Source organism: Streptomyces sp. NPDC057616 (assembly GCF_042800575.1).
Taxonomy (GTDB): Bacteria; Actinomycetota; Actinomycetes; order Streptomycetales; family Streptomycetaceae; genus Streptomyces.
Map to the genome: position 1 here is coordinate 137,697 of NZ_JBHVGU010000024.1, position 18,599 is coordinate 156,295.

The 18,599-nt window shown below is 68.7% G+C and carries 15 protein-coding genes and 5 pseudogenes; 7 read left to right on the top strand and 13 right to left on the bottom strand.

The window, feature by feature from the left end:
- Positions 1–137: 137 nt before the first annotated feature.
- Together pqqD and ACFU97_RS28465 are read left to right on the top strand one after the other, a co-directional pair.
- Complete coding sequence (pqqD, locus tag ACFU97_RS28460; protein WP_384261969.1) at positions 138–443, top strand: pyrroloquinoline quinone biosynthesis peptide chaperone PqqD; 306 nt, start codon at positions 138–140, stop codon at positions 441–443.
- Complete coding sequence (locus ACFU97_RS28465) at positions 440–724, top strand: radical SAM protein (RefSeq protein WP_384261972.1); 285 nt, start codon at positions 440–442, stop codon at positions 722–724. The genes pqqD and ACFU97_RS28465 overlap by 4 nt, the downstream gene beginning before the upstream one ends.
- Before the next feature lie 706 nt (positions 725–1,430).
- Here the strand turns inward: ACFU97_RS28465 and ACFU97_RS28470 are convergent.
- From ACFU97_RS28470 to ACFU97_RS28490, 5 genes are all read right to left on the bottom strand, one after another.
- Positions 1,431–2,330: a DUF4158 domain-containing protein gene (locus ACFU97_RS28470; RefSeq protein ID WP_384261974.1), complete on the bottom strand. Its 900-nt coding sequence runs from the start codon at positions 2,328–2,330 to the stop codon at positions 1,431–1,433.
- A 150-nt stretch (positions 2,331–2,480) separates the two neighbouring features.
- Positions 2,481–3,149, bottom strand: coding sequence for a response regulator (locus ACFU97_RS28475; RefSeq protein ID WP_384261976.1), 669 nt, complete (start codon positions 3,147–3,149; stop codon positions 2,481–2,483).
- A gap of 28 nt (positions 3,150–3,177) precedes the next feature.
- Positions 3,178–4,596, bottom strand: a complete 1,419-nt coding sequence (locus ACFU97_RS28480; RefSeq protein ID WP_384261979.1) for a sensor domain-containing protein — start codon at positions 4,594–4,596, stop codon at positions 3,178–3,180.
- Positions 4,597–4,667: 71 nt separating this feature from the next.
- Positions 4,668–6,017: an FtsX-like permease family protein gene (locus tag ACFU97_RS28485; protein WP_384261982.1), complete on the bottom strand. Its 1,350-nt coding sequence runs from the start codon at positions 6,015–6,017 to the stop codon at positions 4,668–4,670.
- A complete protein-coding gene (locus ACFU97_RS28490; protein WP_384261985.1) occupies positions 6,014–6,763 on the bottom strand; it encodes an ABC transporter ATP-binding protein in 750 nt (249 codons plus the stop codon). Before ACFU97_RS28490 ends, ACFU97_RS28485 begins: the two co-directional genes overlap by 4 nt.
- 529 nt (positions 6,764–7,292) lie before the next feature.
- On the opposite strand from ACFU97_RS28490, the gene ACFU97_RS28495 reads away from it, so the two are divergent.
- The 4 genes and pseudogenes from ACFU97_RS28495 (at position 7,293) to ACFU97_RS28510 (ending at position 10,662) form a co-directional block, all read left to right on the top strand.
- Entirely contained in the window at positions 7,293–8,231 is a 939-nt protein-coding gene (locus ACFU97_RS28495; RefSeq protein ID WP_384261987.1) for a recombinase family protein, read from the top strand.
- A gap of 745 nt (positions 8,232–8,976) precedes the next feature.
- Positions 8,977–9,825, top strand: a pseudogene (gene istA, locus ACFU97_RS28500) (IS21 family transposase); the annotation flags it as partial.
- A gap of 62 nt (positions 9,826–9,887) precedes the next feature.
- Positions 9,888–10,094 (top strand): annotated as a pseudogene (locus ACFU97_RS28505) (IS21 family transposase); the annotation flags it as partial.
- Between the two features lie 247 nt (positions 10,095–10,341).
- On the top strand, positions 10,342–10,662 hold the full coding sequence (locus ACFU97_RS28510) for a MarR family winged helix-turn-helix transcriptional regulator (protein WP_384261990.1): 321 nt from the start codon (positions 10,342–10,344) through the stop codon (positions 10,660–10,662).
- Positions 10,663–10,789: 127 nt separating this feature from the next.
- Here the strand turns inward: ACFU97_RS28510 and ACFU97_RS28515 are convergent, their stop codons facing one another.
- The 3 genes from ACFU97_RS28515 to ACFU97_RS28525 all read right to left on the bottom strand — a co-directional run bounded on the left by ACFU97_RS28515 (position 10,790) and on the right by ACFU97_RS28525 (position 14,104).
- Positions 10,790–11,068, bottom strand: coding sequence for a DUF6479 family protein (locus ACFU97_RS28515; protein WP_384262039.1), 279 nt, complete (start codon positions 11,066–11,068; stop codon positions 10,790–10,792).
- A gap of 188 nt (positions 11,069–11,256) precedes the next feature.
- Positions 11,257–12,534, bottom strand: coding sequence for an MFS transporter (locus ACFU97_RS28520; RefSeq protein ID WP_384261993.1), 1,278 nt, complete (start codon positions 12,532–12,534; stop codon positions 11,257–11,259).
- Between the two features lie 874 nt (positions 12,535–13,408).
- Complete coding sequence (locus tag ACFU97_RS28525) at positions 13,409–14,104, bottom strand: TetR/AcrR family transcriptional regulator (RefSeq protein WP_384261996.1); 696 nt, start codon at positions 14,102–14,104, stop codon at positions 13,409–13,411.
- A gap of 106 nt (positions 14,105–14,210) precedes the next feature.
- On the opposite strand from ACFU97_RS28525, the gene ACFU97_RS28530 reads away from it, so the two are divergent.
- Positions 14,211–15,587 (top strand): serine hydrolase domain-containing protein, encoded by a 1,377-nt coding sequence (locus ACFU97_RS28530; protein WP_384261999.1) that lies wholly within the window; start codon positions 14,211–14,213, stop codon positions 15,585–15,587.
- 29 nt (positions 15,588–15,616) lie between these two features.
- On the opposite strand, the pseudogene ACFU97_RS28535 reads toward ACFU97_RS28530, so the two are convergent.
- The 5 genes and pseudogenes from ACFU97_RS28535 to ACFU97_RS28555 form a co-directional block, all read right to left on the bottom strand.
- Positions 15,617–16,431 (bottom strand): annotated as a pseudogene (locus tag ACFU97_RS28535) (IS481 family transposase); the annotation flags it as partial.
- A 235-nt stretch (positions 16,432–16,666) separates the two neighbouring features.
- Positions 16,667–17,127, bottom strand: a pseudogene (locus ACFU97_RS28540) (transposase); the annotation flags it as partial.
- Positions 17,128–17,254: 127 nt separating this feature from the next.
- Positions 17,255–17,833, bottom strand: a complete 579-nt coding sequence (locus ACFU97_RS28545; RefSeq protein WP_384262002.1) for a transposase — start codon at positions 17,831–17,833, stop codon at positions 17,255–17,257.
- A gap of 1 nt (position 17,834) precedes the next feature.
- The gene (locus tag ACFU97_RS28550) at positions 17,835–18,455 is read right to left on the bottom strand and encodes a transposase (RefSeq protein ID WP_384262005.1); all 621 of its coding nucleotides are present in this window, start codon (positions 18,453–18,455) and stop codon (positions 17,835–17,837) included.
- A gap of 50 nt (positions 18,456–18,505) precedes the next feature.
- Positions 18,506–18,599, bottom strand: a pseudogene (locus ACFU97_RS28555) (transposase); the annotation flags it as partial.

Genomic DNA, 18,599 nt, shown 5'->3' on the forward strand with positions numbered 1-18,599 from the left:
TTTCCGTGGCCGCGTCCCCCAGGGCCGCGACGGAAGCGAAGCCCTGGGCTGGGTACGCGAGTGGGCAGTTACGTGCGAACAGCAAGATCAGGCACTGGCCGCGCTGTCCTTCAAGTGCGATGTCCTGTGGAGCTTGCTTGACAGCGTTCAAGGAGTCGGAAGTCAGGACCACCGCAATGCATGACCCATCCACCTGGCGTCCCCGCCTACCGACTGCCGCCCTTCTGCGTCACGACGAGGTGCGCAACACCAGCGTCCTGCTTCTCCCTGAACGCGTCATCGTTTTGCACGGCTCTGGACGCGCCGTCCTCGAGCTCGTGGATGGCACCCGCACCGTGGAGGAGATCATCACTATTCTCGCGCCGGCTCCTGTCCCGAACACGATTCGCGACGACGTCATCTCGTTTCTGAACAAGCTCCATACAGAAGGTTGCCTGCGATGAGCGCTCCCACTCCGCCCTTGGCACTGCTCTCCGAACTCACCCATGCCTGTCCTTTGCACTGTGGCTACTGCTCGAACCCTTTGGAACTGACCCGCCGGTCGCGGGAACTCACAGCCAGCCAATGGGCTGACATCTTCCACCAGGCAGCAGAACTCGGCGTCCTGCAAACCCACCTCTCCGGCGGCGAACCCCTGCTACGTAAAGACCTTGAGCAGATAACCGGCTCCGCGGTGGGGGCAGGGCTGTACACCCAGTTGGTCACCAGCGGAGTGGGTCTGTAGGCTGAACGGCTAGATGCCCTGGTGGACACCGGGCTGCACAGCGTGCAGCTGTCCATACAGCATGCCAATGCCCGCCGGTCCGACGAACTTGCCGGCCACCCGGCCTTTGAGGCCAAACGGGACGGCGCCGCACTCGTCACAGCCCAGTTTTGCACCGGCACAATCTCGATGCCTTGGATGCACTGATAGACCTTGCCGTGGCGTGGAAGGCAGATCGTATCGAGCTGGCGAACCCCCAGTTTTATGGCTGGGGTCTCCTGAACCGAGCGGCGCTCATGCCGAGCCGTGAACTTCTCGACGCTGCCCACGGGCATCGGCGGCGGCGGGACGACCAGGTGCCGCCAGGCCGAGGTGAGGACCTTGGCGGGGGCCTCCCACGCCTGGATCGGGTGGCGGCGGCCCTTGAGGGACTTCACGAAGCCGATCGCGTCCAGCACCGGTTCGCCCGCCGGGCTGGCCTCGAAGGTGAACGTCTTGAGCAGGCCGAGCAGGAAGCGGGCGATCGTGTTGTAGCGGGCGGCGAGCATCTGCTCGGCGCCGTCGTCGGGCTGCTGGGCGAGGACCTTGACGGTGTCGGCCGCCGCGTGGACGGGGCCGACGTCCATCGCGTCGAGCATCGCGCGTATGTCGCCCTCGGGATCAGCGGCCGTGGTGCAGGTGGCCAGCCAGGCTTTGCGCAGCTCGATCGCGGCGGCGTCCAGGTCCTTCAGCGTCCGCAGCCGCTGCTTTTGGTCGTCTTGGTGGCGGAGCTGCGGATGATGTCGCCCATCACCAGATCGAAGACCTCGATCGCCTCGTCGGCGGCGAGCTGCGGCTTGACCGCGGCGAAGGCCACCAGGGTGGCCAGGCGCCGGTCTCCGGCGAGGTCGGAGACGGCCTGGGCGCGGGCGGCCTCGGCGAACCGCACCAGGGCGTGCAGCCGTCCCGGCGGTATCGCGTCCAGATTCCACGCGGATCCGCCGAAGGCGTGCAGGGATTCGTAACGCTCCAGCGCTTTGCCCACCCCGCTGGCGGAGATGTCGCGCGGCGAGCGGCGCAGGCGGTCCAGCTCCGAGAGGCGCCTGCCGGCGGGCACGACGACCAGCTGCTGCAGACGTGCGGCCTGCTCGGGGGTTGGGGCGGCGGCGAGCGTGGCCCACAGCCGCTTCCCGGCGCGCTCGCGGGTGCCGGAGACCAGGCACTCCAGCACGGTCACCCCGGGCTGCACCACCTTCTTGTCCACCAGGCGCTTGGTCGCGAGGTCGAACAGCAGGGTGGGGCGCTCGTTGCCGATCCATGCGCGCTGGTACATCCAGCGGGCGAGCGCGAACCACTGGTCGAACTCGAACTTCATGTACCCGTACTCCTTACGGATCTGGTCGTGGTGGTCCCACCGGGCCTCACCGGCGCCGTACCCGGCGAGCTCCCCGGGGTCCAGGCCGAGCTGCTCGGCGACATAGCCGACCACCACGGCGGGCACCTCCTCGGGGTTCTCCAGGAAGGTGCCCAAGTAGCGGATGGTGCCGAGCCGGACGGCCCAGCCGATCCCGTTCCGCGGGCGTCGGCGTGATTCGCGCGCGAAGGGGCCAGGCGGACTGACGGTGCGTGAGGTGATCGCCGATTCCATCCCTGAGCATCACCCCACGTGACAGGTGGGGTGGGTGCGGCTACACGGCGGGCGGCGTGCTCCAGCCGGTGCAGGCCAGCTGTCCGCGGGCGGCTCACGTAACCGAGCACGGCGGCGCAGTCGCGCACTGCCTCGTCGACCGCGTTGAGTTCAGCCGAGCCGGTCGAGATAGTGCAGGACCGCGAGGACGCGCCGGTGCTGGGCGTCGGTGCGGGGCAGGCCCAGCTTGTCGAAGATTGCGGCGGTGTGCTTCTCCACCGCCCGGCGGGAGACGCCGAGCGCGTCCGCGATCCCAGCGTTGGTGCGGCCCTCGGCCATGGCGGACAACACCTCGCGCTCCCGCCCGGTGAGCGGCGACAGTGCCTCGGCTGTGCGGCGCGCGGCCAGGAGTTGGGAGACCACCTCCGGATCGAGCGCCGTGCCGCCGCCGGCAACCCTGTGCAGCGCGGCGACGAACTCGTCGATGTCCACGACGCGTTCCTTGAGCAGGTAGCCGAGTCCGGCAAGGCCGACCGCCGCGAGCCTGTCGGCGTAGCGGGTCTCGACGTACTGGGAGAAGAGCAGAACGCCCAGGTCCGGATGGCGCTCGCGGAGTTTCAGCGCGGCGCGCAGGCCGTCGTCGCGGTGGGTCGGCGGCATCCGGATGTCGGCGACCACGGCGTCCGGGCGCTGCTCCTCGACGGCGGCCACCAGGGCATCGGCGTCGCCGACGGCGGCGACCACGTCCATACCACGGTCGCGCAGGAGCTGCACCAGGCCCTCGCGGACGACGGCCGCGTCCTCGGCGACGACGATCCGCAGCGGTGCGGTGGGTGGCATGCGCTCTCCCTTGGCTCCGGTACCCACTTCAAGACGTCCGACTCGGCGTCGGACCCTCGGCGGAGAACGGCAGCTCGACGGTAACGGTGGTGGGGCCGCCGTCGGGACTTTCGATCAGCAGTTGTCCGTCCACGGTACTGATCCGTTCGGCGAGGCCGGCGAGCCCGGTTCCGCCAGTACCCCGTGCCGTGCCCTCCCGGGGCAGGTGCGCGCCGCCGTGGCCGTCGTCCTCGACGGTGAGGCGGAGTACGGCTTCGGCGGGGACGGTCTCGGTGGGCGCAGTCTCGCCCCGTGCGGTCTCGATGCGTGCGCCGACATGGACGGCGGTGGCTCCGGAATGCCGGGTGGCGTTGGCGAGCAGCTCGGCCGCGCAGAAGTAGGCGATCGACTCGATCGCTTCCGGCAGCGGTAGGGGCACCTCGGTCTGTGCCGTGGCGGGGATCCCGGCCCGCGCGGTCAAGGTCTCCAGGGCCACGTCGAGACCGTCGTTGAGGGCCGGCGGGTGGATGCCGCGGATGAGTTCGCGTAGTTCGCCGATCGCGGTCTTGGACTCGGCAAGGGCGGTGTCCACCAGCTCGCGCCCGGAGGCGAGTTCGGGCTCCACGCCAGGCACCAGGGCCAGCCGCTCGCGTGCCCGGGCGAGCAGCATCGCCACCGCGATCATCCGCGCCTGGGCGCCGTCGTGCAGGTCGCGCTCGATCCGGCGGAGGGTGGCGGCGGAGTCCTTGACGGCGAGCGCGCGGGTGTCCTCGAGGATATGGACGCGGGCTTCAAGGCGGCCGGTCCCGAGCAGGGATCGGGCCATCGGCCGCACGGCCAGGTCGAGCAGCCACCGGGTGCACCAGGTGGCGAGCGCCATCGGCAGGAGGCCGGCCAGGCCGGTCAGGAGCGCGGCCGGCCAGTTGTCGAGCTGGATGCCGCCGAATCCGAGACCGCGCCGACCGTCGTCCGACTCGACCAGCCACCACCACAGCGGATAGCTCAGCGCGATGAGTCCGAACAGGCGGATCGTCATGGACACCAGGAGCAGGAGCGCCGCGACCGGCAGGAAGGCGAGGGTGAAGGCGGCCGCGCGCCAGCCGTCGGCGTCGGTCAGCGCGGCGCGGGCGCGGGCCAACAGGCCGCCAAACGAACGGGGCCGGCCCGGCGGCGGCTGGATCCGTTCGCCCAGGAGTCTGCCGAGCAGCGCGCGGTGCACGGCCCCAGTGGCGCGCGCCACGAACGGCACTCCGATCAGCAGTACCGGGCCGACCAGGACAACCACTCCGAGCACACCCGTGGCGAGCAGCGTCAGCAACACGGTCCCGCAGAGGATCCCGGGCAGCGGGGCGAGCAGCGTGTACGCGGCCTCGCGCGGCGTGCCGAGGACCGTACGGAGCAGGCGCCGCACCTGCGGGCGCCGCTGCCCCGAGGGGGCGGGGGACTGCCGGTGGGGTGGGGGATTCATGGTCGTCTCTCCTCGTGGCACGCGGCCGCGCAGCGGCTCCAATTGTTGCCGGCCACCCTCCTGGCGAGCCGTCAATTGCTGTGGCGGGTCAGGCCGTCCATCGGACGCACCCGCAGCATCCGCAGCAGCGGCGCACCCGAGGAGAGGCCGACCAGCACTGCGCCGCACAGCGCGACAGCGAGCCAGGACCAGACCGGCACCCCGCTCAGCGGTGCTCCGACTATGGCGCCGAGCGGCACCATCACCGCGCAGCCCACGACCACCCCCGAGCCGACCCCGGCCACCGTGACGATCGCGCCCTCGGTCGCGACCGTCCGCACGATCTGCCACCGCTCCGCGCCAATCACGCGCAGCAGCGAGAACTCGCGAAGCCGCTCCAGGCCCAGCATCACCAGGGTGTTGGCGGCAACCAGCGCGGCGAAGCCGACGTACAGCAGCGTGCCGAAGATCTCGCCCCAGTCCCCGCCCCCTTCCCCGGTCCCGGTAAACGAGGACAGCTTGACCACTCCAAACGCCGTGACCAGCGCGACCGGCGTGATCGCCGCGGACAACCGGCGCACCCTGGCCCGCGTGCCAGCCTCCGCCAGCTCCCCGGGCGCTCTACCGAACGTCCGCAGCACAGGAGCGCACAGCGCGATCGCGCACCGGCCGATCCACGGCCCGGCGAGACCGATCGCGACCAGGTAGCCGAGCACCACCACCGGGATCAGCTCGCCCGCTTCCTCGGCCGGGCCCACGGCCGCGACCACGGTCATCACGACCGCACCGGCCAGGGCGACCAGAGACGCCGTCGCCCGGACCGGGCCCGTACGCGCACCGCCCTGGACCACAGACGCGGCGAGCGCCGCTGCCGGCCGGGTGCGCGAAGCTCGCCAGGCGGCGAGCAGACTGCCGAGATATGCGCAGACCACCAGCACCGAGGCCGTGGTGACCAGCGACTGCCAGCCGAGCCTGAAGGAGACACCGGCCGGTGCCATGCCGTTCGTGACCATGACATCCAGCCAGGCGCGGCCGAGCAGCGTCCCGAGCCCGTAACTGACGGGCAGCGCGGCGAGCGCGGCACCGATCGCCTCGGCGGCGACCATCCGGCGGACCTGCTTGGGCTCGGCGCCGATCGCGCGCAGCAGCGCGCTCTCCCGCGCGCGCTGGGCCACCGCGAGCGCCAGCACCTGACCGATCACGAAGATCGCCAGATACGCCATCATGTTGGCGAAGGCGATGCCCATGTCGGACAGCTCGGCAAGCTGCCCGCGGGAGACCGCATCGGCCCCCGGCGGTACAGATGACGCCGAGACCGTCATCCCGACGCTCGCGGTGACCACGGTCCCGGTGAGTACGAAAGCCGCGAAGGTGCCCGCCAGCGCGGACGGGCGGGAGCGGATCGCCGCGACGGCGAGGCCGGCAGGACGCAGGATGCTCATCGGATCTGCCCCTTCACTGCTGCAGCTGCGGGGGAACGTGTGATGCCGTTGGCTGAGGCCGCTCCAGCCCCGGTGTCGTGAACCAGCCGTCCCTCGGCGAGCCGCAGCACCCGGTCCGCCCGCTCTGTCACCGCGGGGTCGTGCGTGACCAGCACGACGGTCGCCCCCTGTTGGTCGACCGCCTCACGGAGCAGGTTCAGGATCTCGGCGCCGGTCTTCTGGTCGAGTGACCCGGTCGGCTCGTCGGCGAAGACAACCTCGGGCTCGGTGATCAGGGCACGGGCGATCGCCACCCGCTGCTGCTGCCCGCCTGACAGCTCGCCGGGGCGGGCCTCCTCGCGTCCGTCCAGGCCGACCCGGGCAAGCAGCTTCCGCGCGCGGGCCGGGTCGCGGCGCCGCCCGTCGAGGCGGAGCGGCAGCAGCACGTTCTGCTGCACGGTGAGCGCGGGCAGCAGATTGAAGGACTGGAAGACGAATCCGACCTGTGTACGCCGCAGCCGGGACAGACTTCGCTCGCTCATCTCGCTGATCACCCGGCCTCCGAGACGCACCACCCCGGAGGTGGGCCGGTCGAGACCGGCGGCGCACTGCAGAAACGTCGACTTGCCCGAACCGGACGGCCCGATCACCGCCGTGAGCGAGCGCTCCGGCACCTGGACGTCCACCTCGCACAAGGCGTTCACCGCACGCTCGCCGCGGCCGTAGGACCGGCTGACTCGCTCCAGCTCAAGCACGTTGTTGTTCATGCCATCGACGGTACGAATTCGCAGGTCAGAGCCACAATGGCGTACTCCCCCGGAAGAGGGGGTTCGGTTCTTCCGAACCCCGCCGGATGAACCTTCCGTGTGCTCGGGGGCCGTCGATCCTTGCTCCGGCGAGGCCGTGTACCTCTGCGCAGCCGAAGTGACGCAGGGCCATTCTCATAAATGACCATCTGTGCGAGTTCTGCGAGAGCCCCGAAACGTGATCCGTTTCCCCAGGTCGCCGTTCGCAGAAGTCCTCTCAGAACTCGCCCGTTCTGCGAGACACTTCTGACGCACTGATCGCGTGGACTTGACGCCCGATCAAGCCGCAAACGCGGTAGAACGCAGCGACTGCCCCAAGTGCGAAGTGCCCGCCGGGAGCGCCTGCCGCACGCGCGGCGGGAAGACCGCGACGAAGTACCACACGCCACGCTTCGTCCTCATTGCCGCGCTGCGGGAGGAACTCGAAGTTCTTGTCCCCGCCGACCGCTCGCCCGGCCGACCCTGGAAGCAAGGACCGGCCCCCGCCGCGGTGCCCGCACAGCGCACCGCGAAGGCCATCCGTATCGGGTACGCGAGGACGTCGACGGCCCGCCAGGAACTGGTGAGCCGGCTCGAAGCCCTCCACGCGGCCGACTGCCAAAAGGTCATCCACGAGCAGATCAGCACCCGGATCAAGATTCGGCCCGAGCTGGAGGCCGCACTCAAGCTGGCCCACCAGTTCAAGGAGGCCGCCCCGGACACCCCGGTCATCTTTACCGTCCACGAGCTCAAGCGGCTCGCGCGCAACGCCGCCGAGCTGATGACGCTGTCCGCCGAGCTCCAGGCTGGCGGCATCCAACTCGAACTCCTCACCGGCTCGCTCACCGGCATCTACGACCCCAATGGCATGGGCGCCATGTTCTTCGCGGTCCTGGCCGTCGCCGGGCAGATCGAACGCAACTACATCCAGGAGAAGACCCTCGAAGGCCAAGTCGGCGTCGCGAAGAAGGGCAACCACGGCGGACGGCCCAAGGTCATCGACAGCGACATGCTCACCTTCGCCCTCGCGCTCAAGGACAAGGGTGTCCCTGTCCCCGACATCGCGAAGAAGCTCACCATCAAGACCGGCAAGAACAAGGACAAGAACCCATCGGTCGCCTCGCTGTACCGGGTCTTCGCCGAAGCCGAGCAGGAGACGGAGGCGGAGACGGCCTCGAGAACGCAGGCCCCGAAGCCCACCTCATGGTCCGTCAAAAGATCTGACAGCTACGCCCGTTCCTGTGCGCTGGCCGCCTTCCTCTCTTTGGTGCCGATGGAGAGTAGATCGGCCAGGATCGCGGAGCGGGTGGTGTCGCCGGTCCAGGACTGCACGGGCTTGGGGCAGGTCAGCAGGGTCCGGGTCACCCACGCGGCGAGCGGCTGGGGCGCGTTCTTGCGTGCGGTCAGCTGCCGTAGGAACGTGCGGCGGGCTTCGATCGCGGCACGGTAGGCCTTTTTCCCCGCGATCTTGCGGTGGTGCTCCTTCTTCCGCTCGGCGGCCTCTGCGGCCGCCTTGGTCTCGGCTTCGGCGCGGGCCCGTTCGGCCTCCTGGGCAGCTGCGTGCTTGGCCTCCTCGTCTTCCTTTGCCTCGTCCTCCGGTGCGTCCTCGTCGTCCTCCGCCTCGCTGGTGGCGGCCGCTGTGCTGGGCGCGTGCTGGGCGGCGGGTTCGGTGCCGGGGGTGTAGTGGTTGTAGGCGGCGAGGTTGAGGCACAGGGCGGCGAGGGCGGCCGGGTCGGCGCTGCCGGTGTCGTCCCCCAGGGACGGCTGCACTCTGAACGGACCACAGCATGATGCCCGGCACCGCGCTGGTGATCGGCACCAGCGCCGGCCCCTCACGGTGACCACCGTCTCCGCCCTGATCATGGGCGCCCCCGCAAAGGTCCACGGTGACGGTCGTGCCGTGCACGGATCGTCGGCTCCCGCATCCACTCGCCGGCGACGCCGGCGTCGTTCGCGTTGTCGTCGCCCATGTGCCAGTAGACGCCATCGCGGAGTTCGCCGTCGGCTTGTCCGCGCTGTACATGGCCTACCTGTGAACGATCACGTATTTCCCCAGCACGTGTGGTTTGACGATCACGTATTTCCCCAGGTCGCTTCCACCTGAGTGGCCATGGGTAGCGCGGAGGCCGGGACTGGTGGACCTGGTCGTCGCGGAGGCGGCTGGTGTCCGCTGTCTCGTTGTTCGGAAGGCCCGGATGGCGAGGAGAACGTTCGTCGTGGTCGACATCACCGAGATCTTCATCCACTGGTACGCAGGCCGGTCCAAGAGTGCTCTGGCCACGTCGCTGGGGGTGGACCGCAAGACCATCAGGAAGTACCTGGCGCCGGCGGAGGCCGCCGGGATCACCCCGGGCGGGCCGCCGATGACCGAGGCCGACTGGGCCAAGCTGATCGAGGAGTGGTTCCCGGGACTGGCCGACCGGCAGATGCGGCAGGTGACCTGGCCCGAGATCGACAAACACCGGGACTACCTCAAGAGCCTGCTGGGGACGGTGACCGTCTCCACGATCCACCAACGCCTGCGGGACGAGCGGAAGTTGGATGTGTCGATCTCCAGTTTTCGCCGCTGGGTGCATGCCACCCTGCCGGACGAGGTCATGCGGTCCCAGGTCACGGTGTTGCGGGACGAAGTCCCGCCGGGCGAGGAAGCCCAGACCGACTACGGATTCCTGGGCCAGTGGACCAATCCGCGGACGGGACGACGGCATCGGGTCTGGGCGTTTGTGATGGTGCTGCCGTGTTCCCGGCACATGTTCGTGCGTCCGGTGCTGCGGATGGACCAGCAGTCCTGGACCGAATCGCATGTCGCGGCCTTCGACTTCTTCGGTGGTGTTCCTCGCCGGCTCGTCCCCGACAATCTCAAGACCGGCGTCGACAAGCCGGACCTCTACGACCCGAAGATCAACAAAGATTATGGTGAACTCGCCCATCATTACGGCGCATTGGTCGATCCGGCCCGGTCGCTGAAACCGAAGGACAAGCCGCGAGTCGAGCGGCCGATGCCCTATGTCCGGGACTCGTTCTGGCGGGGTCGGGAGTTCACGTCGCTGGAGCAGATGCAGGCCGAAGCCGTGGCCTGGAGCCTGCAGGTCGCAGGCCGCCGCAAGTGCCGTCCCCTCGACGGCGCCGCACCCGAGGTGTCTTCGAGGCCCTGGAAGCCGCCGAGTTGCTGCCGTTGCCGCAGACCCGCTTCGTCCTGGCCCGCTGGTCGACGGCGACCGTCGGACCGGACATCCACATCAAGGTCGGCCGCACTCTCTACTCGGTTCCCTGGAAACTGATCGGCCGCAAGGTTGATGTCCGGGCCACGGCGACCATGGTGCAGATCTTCCGCGACGGCGAGCTCGTGAAGACGCACGCGGCCCTCGAACAGGGAAAACGCACCGACAAGCACGACTATCCACCGGAGAAGATCGCCTTCCAGATGCGGACACCGGTCTGGTGTCGCACCCAGGCATCCGAAGTCGGGGACGCCTGCCGGGACGTGATCGACCACCTCCTGGAGGTCAACGTCCTCTATCGGCTGCGAGCCGCTCAGGGAGTTCTCGCGCGCCGCCGTGATGGCCGCCTCCCAGCTGTTCGTGGCCATCTCTGCCCGTGCACTCGCCGCCACCGCCGAGTCGCTCACTCTGCCCCAACTCCGCGCACTGGTCGTTCTGGACACCTGCGGCCCGGTTACCCTCACCGCGCTGGCTGCCACTCTCGGCGTCAATCCGTTCACCGCACTGCGCATGGCGGAGCGCCTGGCAGCCGTCGACATGGTCGACCGCAGGACCAATCCCGCCAATCGGCGCAAGGTCCTGCTGACCCTGACAAGAGCCGGACACGAGCTCGTGACCACCGTGCTCGAACAGCGCCAAGCCGCGTCCGTGTGCTGGTGAGCGAAACGGTGGTGGCCGACGTCGATCACCCACAAGCGGACGGTGACACAAACGGCGGTCCACCGGCGTGCATCGGGCGGCCGCCACGGGACGAGGACGCCGAGGCTTCCGCGTAGTTCGGGAGATCTCACGTGTCAACCGAGCCGCCGCTGCCGAAGGATCCGCTGGAGCCGCGAGACCACCGCCGACGTCGTTGGTCCGGGCTGCGCCTGCTGGCGGAGGAACCGAGATCGTGGGGCGTGAGGCGCTCGCTGTCATCTGCCGCTCGAGACACCTCATTCGGCTCGCGCACCTGCTCGGTCTCATGGACAGGTCCAGCCGACGGCAACGTGGGATGTTCACCGCGCCGCGGGCTTCTCGGCTCTCGGCGCCGTACCCTCACGCCGAACCTGATGGCCCAGACCAGCGTAGTGGGTGCGTGGCACGCGCTGCTCCCACGAGGTCGTCACCGACGTCGGCACCGACAGCTCCCGGGCGAGGACGTGGAGGCCGCCCGGAGCCCGGCTGGAGTGCCTGGCGTGACCCGCGGCCACCGCTGATCCATCACCGTCCTCGCTCCCACTGAGGGGCAGCGGTGGCCGCAGCCCGGGGTGGCTAGCCGGCCATCTCCGTGGCATCGGCCGGGACAGTGGCCGTGTGTTGCGGGATCGCGCCTGCCGGTGGTGCCTGCCGCACAGCCCGGTTGGCCGTGGTGAGGACGGCCAACATGAGCAGCCATGCCCCGCAGAGCCAGACCAGAGGCCTGGCGCCCAGTACGGTGATCAGCGCACCGCCTGTGAGCGTGCCGACGGACAGTGCTCCCGTGGTGAGCGTCGAGACCGCACTCGTCGCACGGCCCCGCAACTCGTCGGGGGTAATGGCCAGTTGGTGAGTGGTCATGGCCACCATGTACACCGGAGCCACCAGTGATTCGGCGGCCGCGACCGCGGCCAGCAGTACCGGGTTGGGGGCGAGCGCGTACAGCGGGAACATCAGCGCCTCCAACCACAACATCACCACGGCGATCCGTCCGAGCGGGAAGTGGCGTGTGGCCCTTTCCGAGACCAGCGCCCCCACCAATGCGCCGACCGCCGCACCGCTGAAGATGACGCCGATCCACAGCGAGGAGGCCCCAAGTTGCTGGGCGAGTGTGATGATCAGCAGGTAACCCGCGCCGTAGCGAAGCTTGTCGGCAGCTGATACCAGGGTGAGGAAGCGGATGACCGGCTGGTGCCAGAGCCAGCCGAGCCCGTCGCGGATCTCGGTGGCGAGACCGGCTTTCGTACGCGCGGAGTGCCCGTCCACCTGAAACCGGTCGTGCATGAGGCGCAGCGAGGCGGCGGACAGTGCGAAGGAGACCGCGTTGACGGCGAAGGGCACGGTCCGTCCGAGGGCGTAGAGCGCCCCGGCGAGTGAGGCGCCGAAGACGCGCACCGCATTGGCGGCGGACTGCGAATAGCCGAGCGCGGCGGACAGTTGCCGCGGACCGACCACATTGGGCAGCGCAGCGGTGTTGGCCACCTGGAAGAGGGTGGTGAGGATCCCGGAGAGCACGGCCGTCGCATACAGCTGAGGCATCGTGAGCCTGTCCAGCCACAGCTCTACGGTGACACCGGCCGTGAGCGCGGTCCGTCCGAGCTCGCACCAGATCATGGTGTGCCTGCGATCCCATCGATCGACGAGCGCTCCGGCGATCAGCCCGAAGACCAGGAACGAAAGGGTGCCGACGCCGAGTACGTACCCGGCGTGGGTGGCCGACCCGGTGAGGGTCAGCACGATCAGCGGCAGGGCGATGGACTGAGCCTGATCGCCTATGGAGGAGACCAGCTGGCCGCTCAGCAACAGGGAGAAGTCCCGGTTTCGGAGCAGGCCGAGACCACGAAAGGTTTTCACTTTAAGTTACGCTCCGTGACAGCTCGAGGATACAAGGGTGGTGTCGAGGCCGGTATCCGAGCTAGACGTCACAGAGCAGAGCAGACATGTGCGGACCGTATCCGGGGCACTGACCGGACCGCAATCGGTTTGCCGAGGTTGCCGCACCATGGGCCGCGCACTTCAAGCTCTTTCCGCCCGGCCGGCCGCTGACGCAGTCGAGTTCCTGGCGCGGGGATTCCCCCCGTCCGTGCGCGGACGCCGTTGACGGATCGGCCAGCGGCGGAGTCGACGGTGGTGCCGCGGACCAGCCGATGACCGTCCCGATTCAGGCTGCCCTGCAGACGAGTGACGCCGAGCGCCGCGCCGCCGAGGACGCGGCGGCGCAGATCGCTGAACCACCAGGTGCCAGCGGTCGCTTCGGCGACAATGGCACGGCAGGAAGAGGCCGGCGGGCCAAGGCTAGGACCGACGGGCCGCGGTGTAGTGGCGCCGAGGAGGTACGACGGCACGGGCAGCGAGCGGGGCTCGGAGAGTCGAAGGAGGGGCCGCAGCGAGCTTCGGGAGGGCAGGTCGCCGGGGTCGATGCCCAGCGCCTCGCGGGCGTGGATCTCCAGTCGACGGCAGCCATCGAGGCGACGGTCTCCGCGCGCACGGCGACCTCGGCATCGCCACGGTGCGGGACGTACCGCCGACATCCCTGTACCGAGCCGGGCGCTCCACCAAGTGCTCGGTTGTGCGCACCACTCACCTACAGCGGTGTCCCAGGTCATCGATTCCGGGGAACGGTGACGGACCGTCACTGGTGGCGGCGCGGTGGCTGGAGTTGGTGGTCAGGCCGTCCCAGTGGTTTCTTGCCGGCAGCGCGGGGATGGATGGTCTGCCCGCGGGTGGGTCACCCGCGGTAGCTTGCGTCGTCAGCGGCGAGACGGACCTCGAAGCCGTCCAGGATGGACTGGAGGCCGAATGCGAAGGTGTCGTCGGGCGCTGCGGCGTACTCCGAGGCGGCGCTGGTGCCGAGGCGTTCGCGCAGCCGCGGGAACTGCGCGGCGGTCTCGGTGGCGTGTGCCATGGCTTCGTCCATCAGACGCTCGGCACCTGCGCTTCTTTTGCCCAGTCGGCGGTGCAGCGAGACCTGTGCGGCGGGCCCGAGTGCGCTGCCGAGCACGAAGGTGAACAGGGTGGCGGCTGCCCGGTCCGCGTTGGCGGCGGCGAAGCCGGCCTTCTCGTAGATGGCGAGACCCAGGTCGTGGTGCTGGGCCTGGCCGGGTCCGTACAGGAGGTGGCTGCTGAATGCCTGGACGAGCCAGGGGTGTCGGGTGAGCATCGCATGTATGCCGTTGGCGTGCGCGGTGGCGGCGGTGCGCCAGTCGGTGGCGGCGAGATCGGGCAGCTCGACCTCGTGCCAGACTGCGTCGGCGGCAAGTCGGACCAGCTCGTCCTTGCCCTTGACGTGCCAGTAGACGGCCGTCGCGGCCGAGCCGAGCCGCGTCGCCAGGCTTCGCATGTTGAGGCCGTCCAGGCCCTCGTCGTCAAGCAGCTCGGTGGCCGCACGGACGATCCGGTCTACGGTCAGCGTGTCTCGCGGCATGGTCACAACTCTACTTGAACTTAGTTCATGAAATCTTCTTGCGCTTGGTTTGAGCAGGTATCTATGCTCCGCCTTGCACTTAGTGCAAGTACTCGAAGGGGGAGCCATGTTGCAGGACAAGTTGTCGGAGTACGTCGACGCGAAGGCCGCGGAGCTCGGCGTTCCCGGTGTGGCGGTCGGGGTGTTGCTTGACGGCCAGGAGATCTACGCCTTGCACGGCGTGACGAGCCTGAGCAACCCGCAGCCTGTCGACGAGAAGACGCTGTTCCCGCTGGCCTCGGTCTCCAAGACCTTCACAGCGACCGCACTGATGCGTCTGGTCGCCGAGGGAAAGGTGGACCTGGCCGCGCCGGCGCGCCACTACGTGCCCGAGCTGAGGCTCGCCGACGAGCGGGCCGCGGAGCGGATCACTGTCCTGAACCTGCTCAATCACACCTCGGGTCTGGACTGGAACTTGATCGACGACGGTGAGGGCGACCGCTCCCTGGCTGGGCTTGTGGCGAAGCTGCCCCAGCTGCCGCTGATCGCGCCGCCCGGGGCCCGCGCCTCGTACAGCCAGGCCGGATACAACCTGGCAGGACGGATCATCGAGAAGGTCACGGGCCTGCCTTTCGAGCAGGCCATGGCCTCGCTCGTCCTGGAGCCCGTGGGCCTCGCGGACACCGTGTACGGCCTGTCCGAGGTGATGGTCCGCAAGTTCGCCGTCGGCTACAACCGCGGCGACGACGGCGAACTGCGCCCCGCCCGACCCTGGGGAGGATTCAAGGAAGGCGCGCGCGGCGACAACCCCGGCGGTGGTCTCGCCTCCTCGGTGGGCGATCTGCTGCGCTGGGCCAGGTTCCAACTCGGCGACGGAGAAGGTGTGTTGCCCGCCGCGGAGCTGCACCGCATGCGGGAGCAGACGGTCGAGCTGCGAGCCAGCACGCTCGGTGACGGCTTCGGCATCTGCTGGTTCCTGCACGACCTGGACGGCCTCCACGGGATCGGTAGCGGCGGCTCGGGCAACGGCCAGTTCGCCGAACTGCTCATCGTGCCCGAGCGCGACTTCGCTGTGGTCTCCCTGGCCAACGTCGGCCCGGACGGCTACCAGTTCAACCAGTCCGTCGTGCGGTGGGCCCTCGAGCACTATCTCGGCGTCGCCGAGAAGACGGCGGAGCCACTCCCGTACGACGAGGGCCATGCCCAACAAGTCGTCGGCCGCTACGAGATCGACGCTCTGAACCTCGACATCGCCACCGACGGCACCCGTCTCACCCTGGCGGTCGAGATCAAACCGGAGATCCGCGCGGCATCGGACGAGGAGATGCCTCCGGACCACCCGGCCGCAGGCATCGGCTTCCTTCCCGGCGAAGGCGACGAGTACATCGTCACCGAAGGCGGTCTCGAAGGGCAGCGCGGCTACTTCTCCCGCGACGGCAGTGGTCTGGTCACCGGCGTTGACCTCGCTGGCCGGCTCTTCAAGCGTGTGAAGGGAACGTCCTGACCCGAAGGAGCTTGGGGAGCCCCTGAGCGGCGTCCCCAGGCCCATTCGTCAAGGAGGGTGCGGTTGAAGCGTTCGACCTTCCCGTTGGTCTGCGGGCGGTAGGGGCGGGTGCGTTGGTGGGTGATTCCTGCGTCGGCCAGGGGGCTGGACCATGCGCGCGAGCGGTAGCAGGAGCCGTTGTCGGTCAGGTAACGCTGGACGGTGATCCCGGCCCGGTCGAAGACGTTCTGCGCCCGGGTCCAGAATCCGGAGGTGGTCTCTTCTTCTCGTCGGTGAGAATCTCGCTGTAGGCCAGGCGGGAGTGGTCGTCGACGGCGTTGTGGATGTAGCTGTAACCGCCGCCGATCCGGTTCTTGCGACCGGCCTGACGGCCCAGGACCTGACGGCTTCCGCCGTTGGTTATGTTGCCGAGCTTTTTGATGCCGACGTGCACCAAGTCGCCTGGTGCGGACTACTCGTAGCGTCGGATTACGCGGCCTGTGGTGCGGTCCAGATGCGATAGCCGGGCGACTCGGTATCGGCTGAGCACTCGGTGCACGGTGGAGGGGTTGAGGCCGAGCAGGTAGGCGATGCGGGCTGAGCCCCAGCGGCGCAGGACGCGGATTTTGATGATGCGCCGCTCGGTGCGGGTCGGCGTGCGTCGCGGGCTGAGGCGCAGGCGGCTGGAGCGATCCGTCATCCCAGCTGATCCCTGCTCGCGGTAGCGCTCAGACCACCGTTTCGCTGTGGTGGGTGAGACTTGGAAGCGTTCGGCCGCTCGGCGGAGTATCCATTGATCGTCGACGACGCACTGTGCCAGGCGCAGGTGGCCGGTTTCGGTCAGGGGTGCCTTGCGGTGGACCAAGCCGGTCTTTCTGACTCGGAGGATGACGATGGCCGGGTGCACGAGCGATGTATCGTGCACCCGGCCGTTAGGCGACGCCAGCGAACGGTGACGTTCGGAGGTGTCTGCTGTTCAGCGGGTTCTCGCGCTGGTCTTGTCTGAAGAGCCGCTTGGGACTCAGGGGTTTTCCGGGCGCAGGGCGCCTTGGCCGTCGAGGGGGTGTGTCAATTTAACGCCTGATCTTGGTTGTTGAAGGTCAGTTGTTGCTCGGGGTCAGGCGGCCCTCGAAGGCGATCTGGAAGGCGTTCAGCGGGGTCTTCCAGCGCATGGTCCACCGCTTGCGGCCCTTGCCCGTCGGGTCGAGGCTCATCAGCGCCATGTAGATGCACTTGAGGGCGGCGGCTTCATTGAAGTGTCCGCGGGCGCGGACGGCCTTGCGGATGCGGGCGTTGACGCTCTCGATGGCGTTCGTGCTGCAGATGACCTTGCGTATCTCGACGTCGAAGGAGAGGAAGGGCACGAACTCGGCCCAGGCGTCCGACCACAGCTTCACGATCGCCGGATACCTCTTCCCCCAGGACTCCTGGAACTCCAGGAACCGCTCCGTGGCCGCGTCCTCGCTGGTGCGGTGTAGACGGGCTTGAGGGCCCCTGCGACCTTGTCCAAGTCCCGACGGGCGGCGTAACGGAACGAGTTGCGCAGGTGAACCACGCAGACTCCCACTGTCAACCTCCCTATTTTTTTGGATGTTGTTGGAAGCCGGGGCGAGTGAAGTGGGTCCGGGGGCATGGTGAAGCGCCGCGGGACCAGGCTGTGATCGTCCCGCGGATGCGTCAGATCGCTCTCAGCCGGTCAGTCGGTCCTCCTGCGGGGCCCCGTGGTGCAGGGCGGGGTCGTAGCAGGTGCGGTCCTGCCAGCAGCGCCAGAGGACACGGACCCAGCGGGCACCGAGGCCTCGAATGGTGCGATGGTGGGGTTGCCCGTGGTTCCTGGCCTGCTCATATGCCTCTCGGACCCAGGGGACTTCGCGGGTCATGTTGAAGACCCACCAGTCCACCGCGTGCCGCATACGCTTGTTGGCCGCGTAGCGGAAGCGAACCTGTCGGGTTCGGCCGGAAGCCCGAGTGACCGGAGCGACGCCGGTCTCGGCCGTCAGCGCGGCCGGGGTGGGGAAACGGTCGCGGTCCTCCCCCATCTCGGCCAGGAGGAACGCCGCGCAGGAGCGTCCCATGCAGGGGAAGCTGAGGAAGATCGGCGCGTCGGGATGAACGGCAAGCAGCTCGTCCACGCGCTTGTTCAAGACGCGGATGTGGTCGTTGAGCAGGGCGAGTTGCTCGGCGAAGAGCACGGCGGTCAGCTGCTTGCCGGCGACCGTGCCCGGAGCCGCGCTCAACAGATGGGTCCGCAGCCGCTCGACCAGCACCTCAGATCGGGTGTGTCCGGAATACCCGTGACGGCCGGTGAACGCCTTCATCCGCTCGGGCCCCACCCGACGGGCCTGCTCGGGCGTGGGGTAGTCGTTCAGGAATGGCAGGCTGATGTCCCGGTCCGGGGAAGAGAAAAAGGTGCAGTACAGCCGGGTGGTAGGACTGCAGGATGGCCCGAAGTTGGTTCTCGAGATCGCGCTGGTTCCAGACAACGCGCTCCCGGTCGCGGATGACAGCCCGAAGCTCGGCCAGCTGCGGCGAGGCCACGGGCAGCGGCCGCCAGTGCCGGAACTCGTGGCAGAGGCTGTCGGCAAGGACGAACGCGTCGAAGGCGTCGTCCTTCTTCGGCGCCATCCGATAGCGTTCCCGTGCCCTGGCGGAGACCTTCGGGGATACGCAGTAGAGCGTGTGATCTGCGGCCTGGAGGCGCTCGACGAGTAGGCCCTCGCCCCGTTCGATGGCGATCCCCATCAGCGGAGCGTGGCGGTGCAGGTGCCGGTCAAGGCGTTCGAGGCCGTCAGCGGTATGCGTGTACCGGCCCTGGTGCACGACGTGCCCGGCCTTGTGGACGAGGCAGAGCTGGTGGTGACTCTCGCCCCAGTCGAGACCGGCGAACACCTCTCTGGTGTCCTAGGCAGACTTGGGTAAGGAGTTGTTCATGGTTTCTCCTTCGCGGCGAGTGAGATGACCGTCTCGTCGACGTCGGTCAGACGTCGCTGTCGCTTCTTCACGATCTTCGGTTCGAAGGTTCCGTCGCGGTCG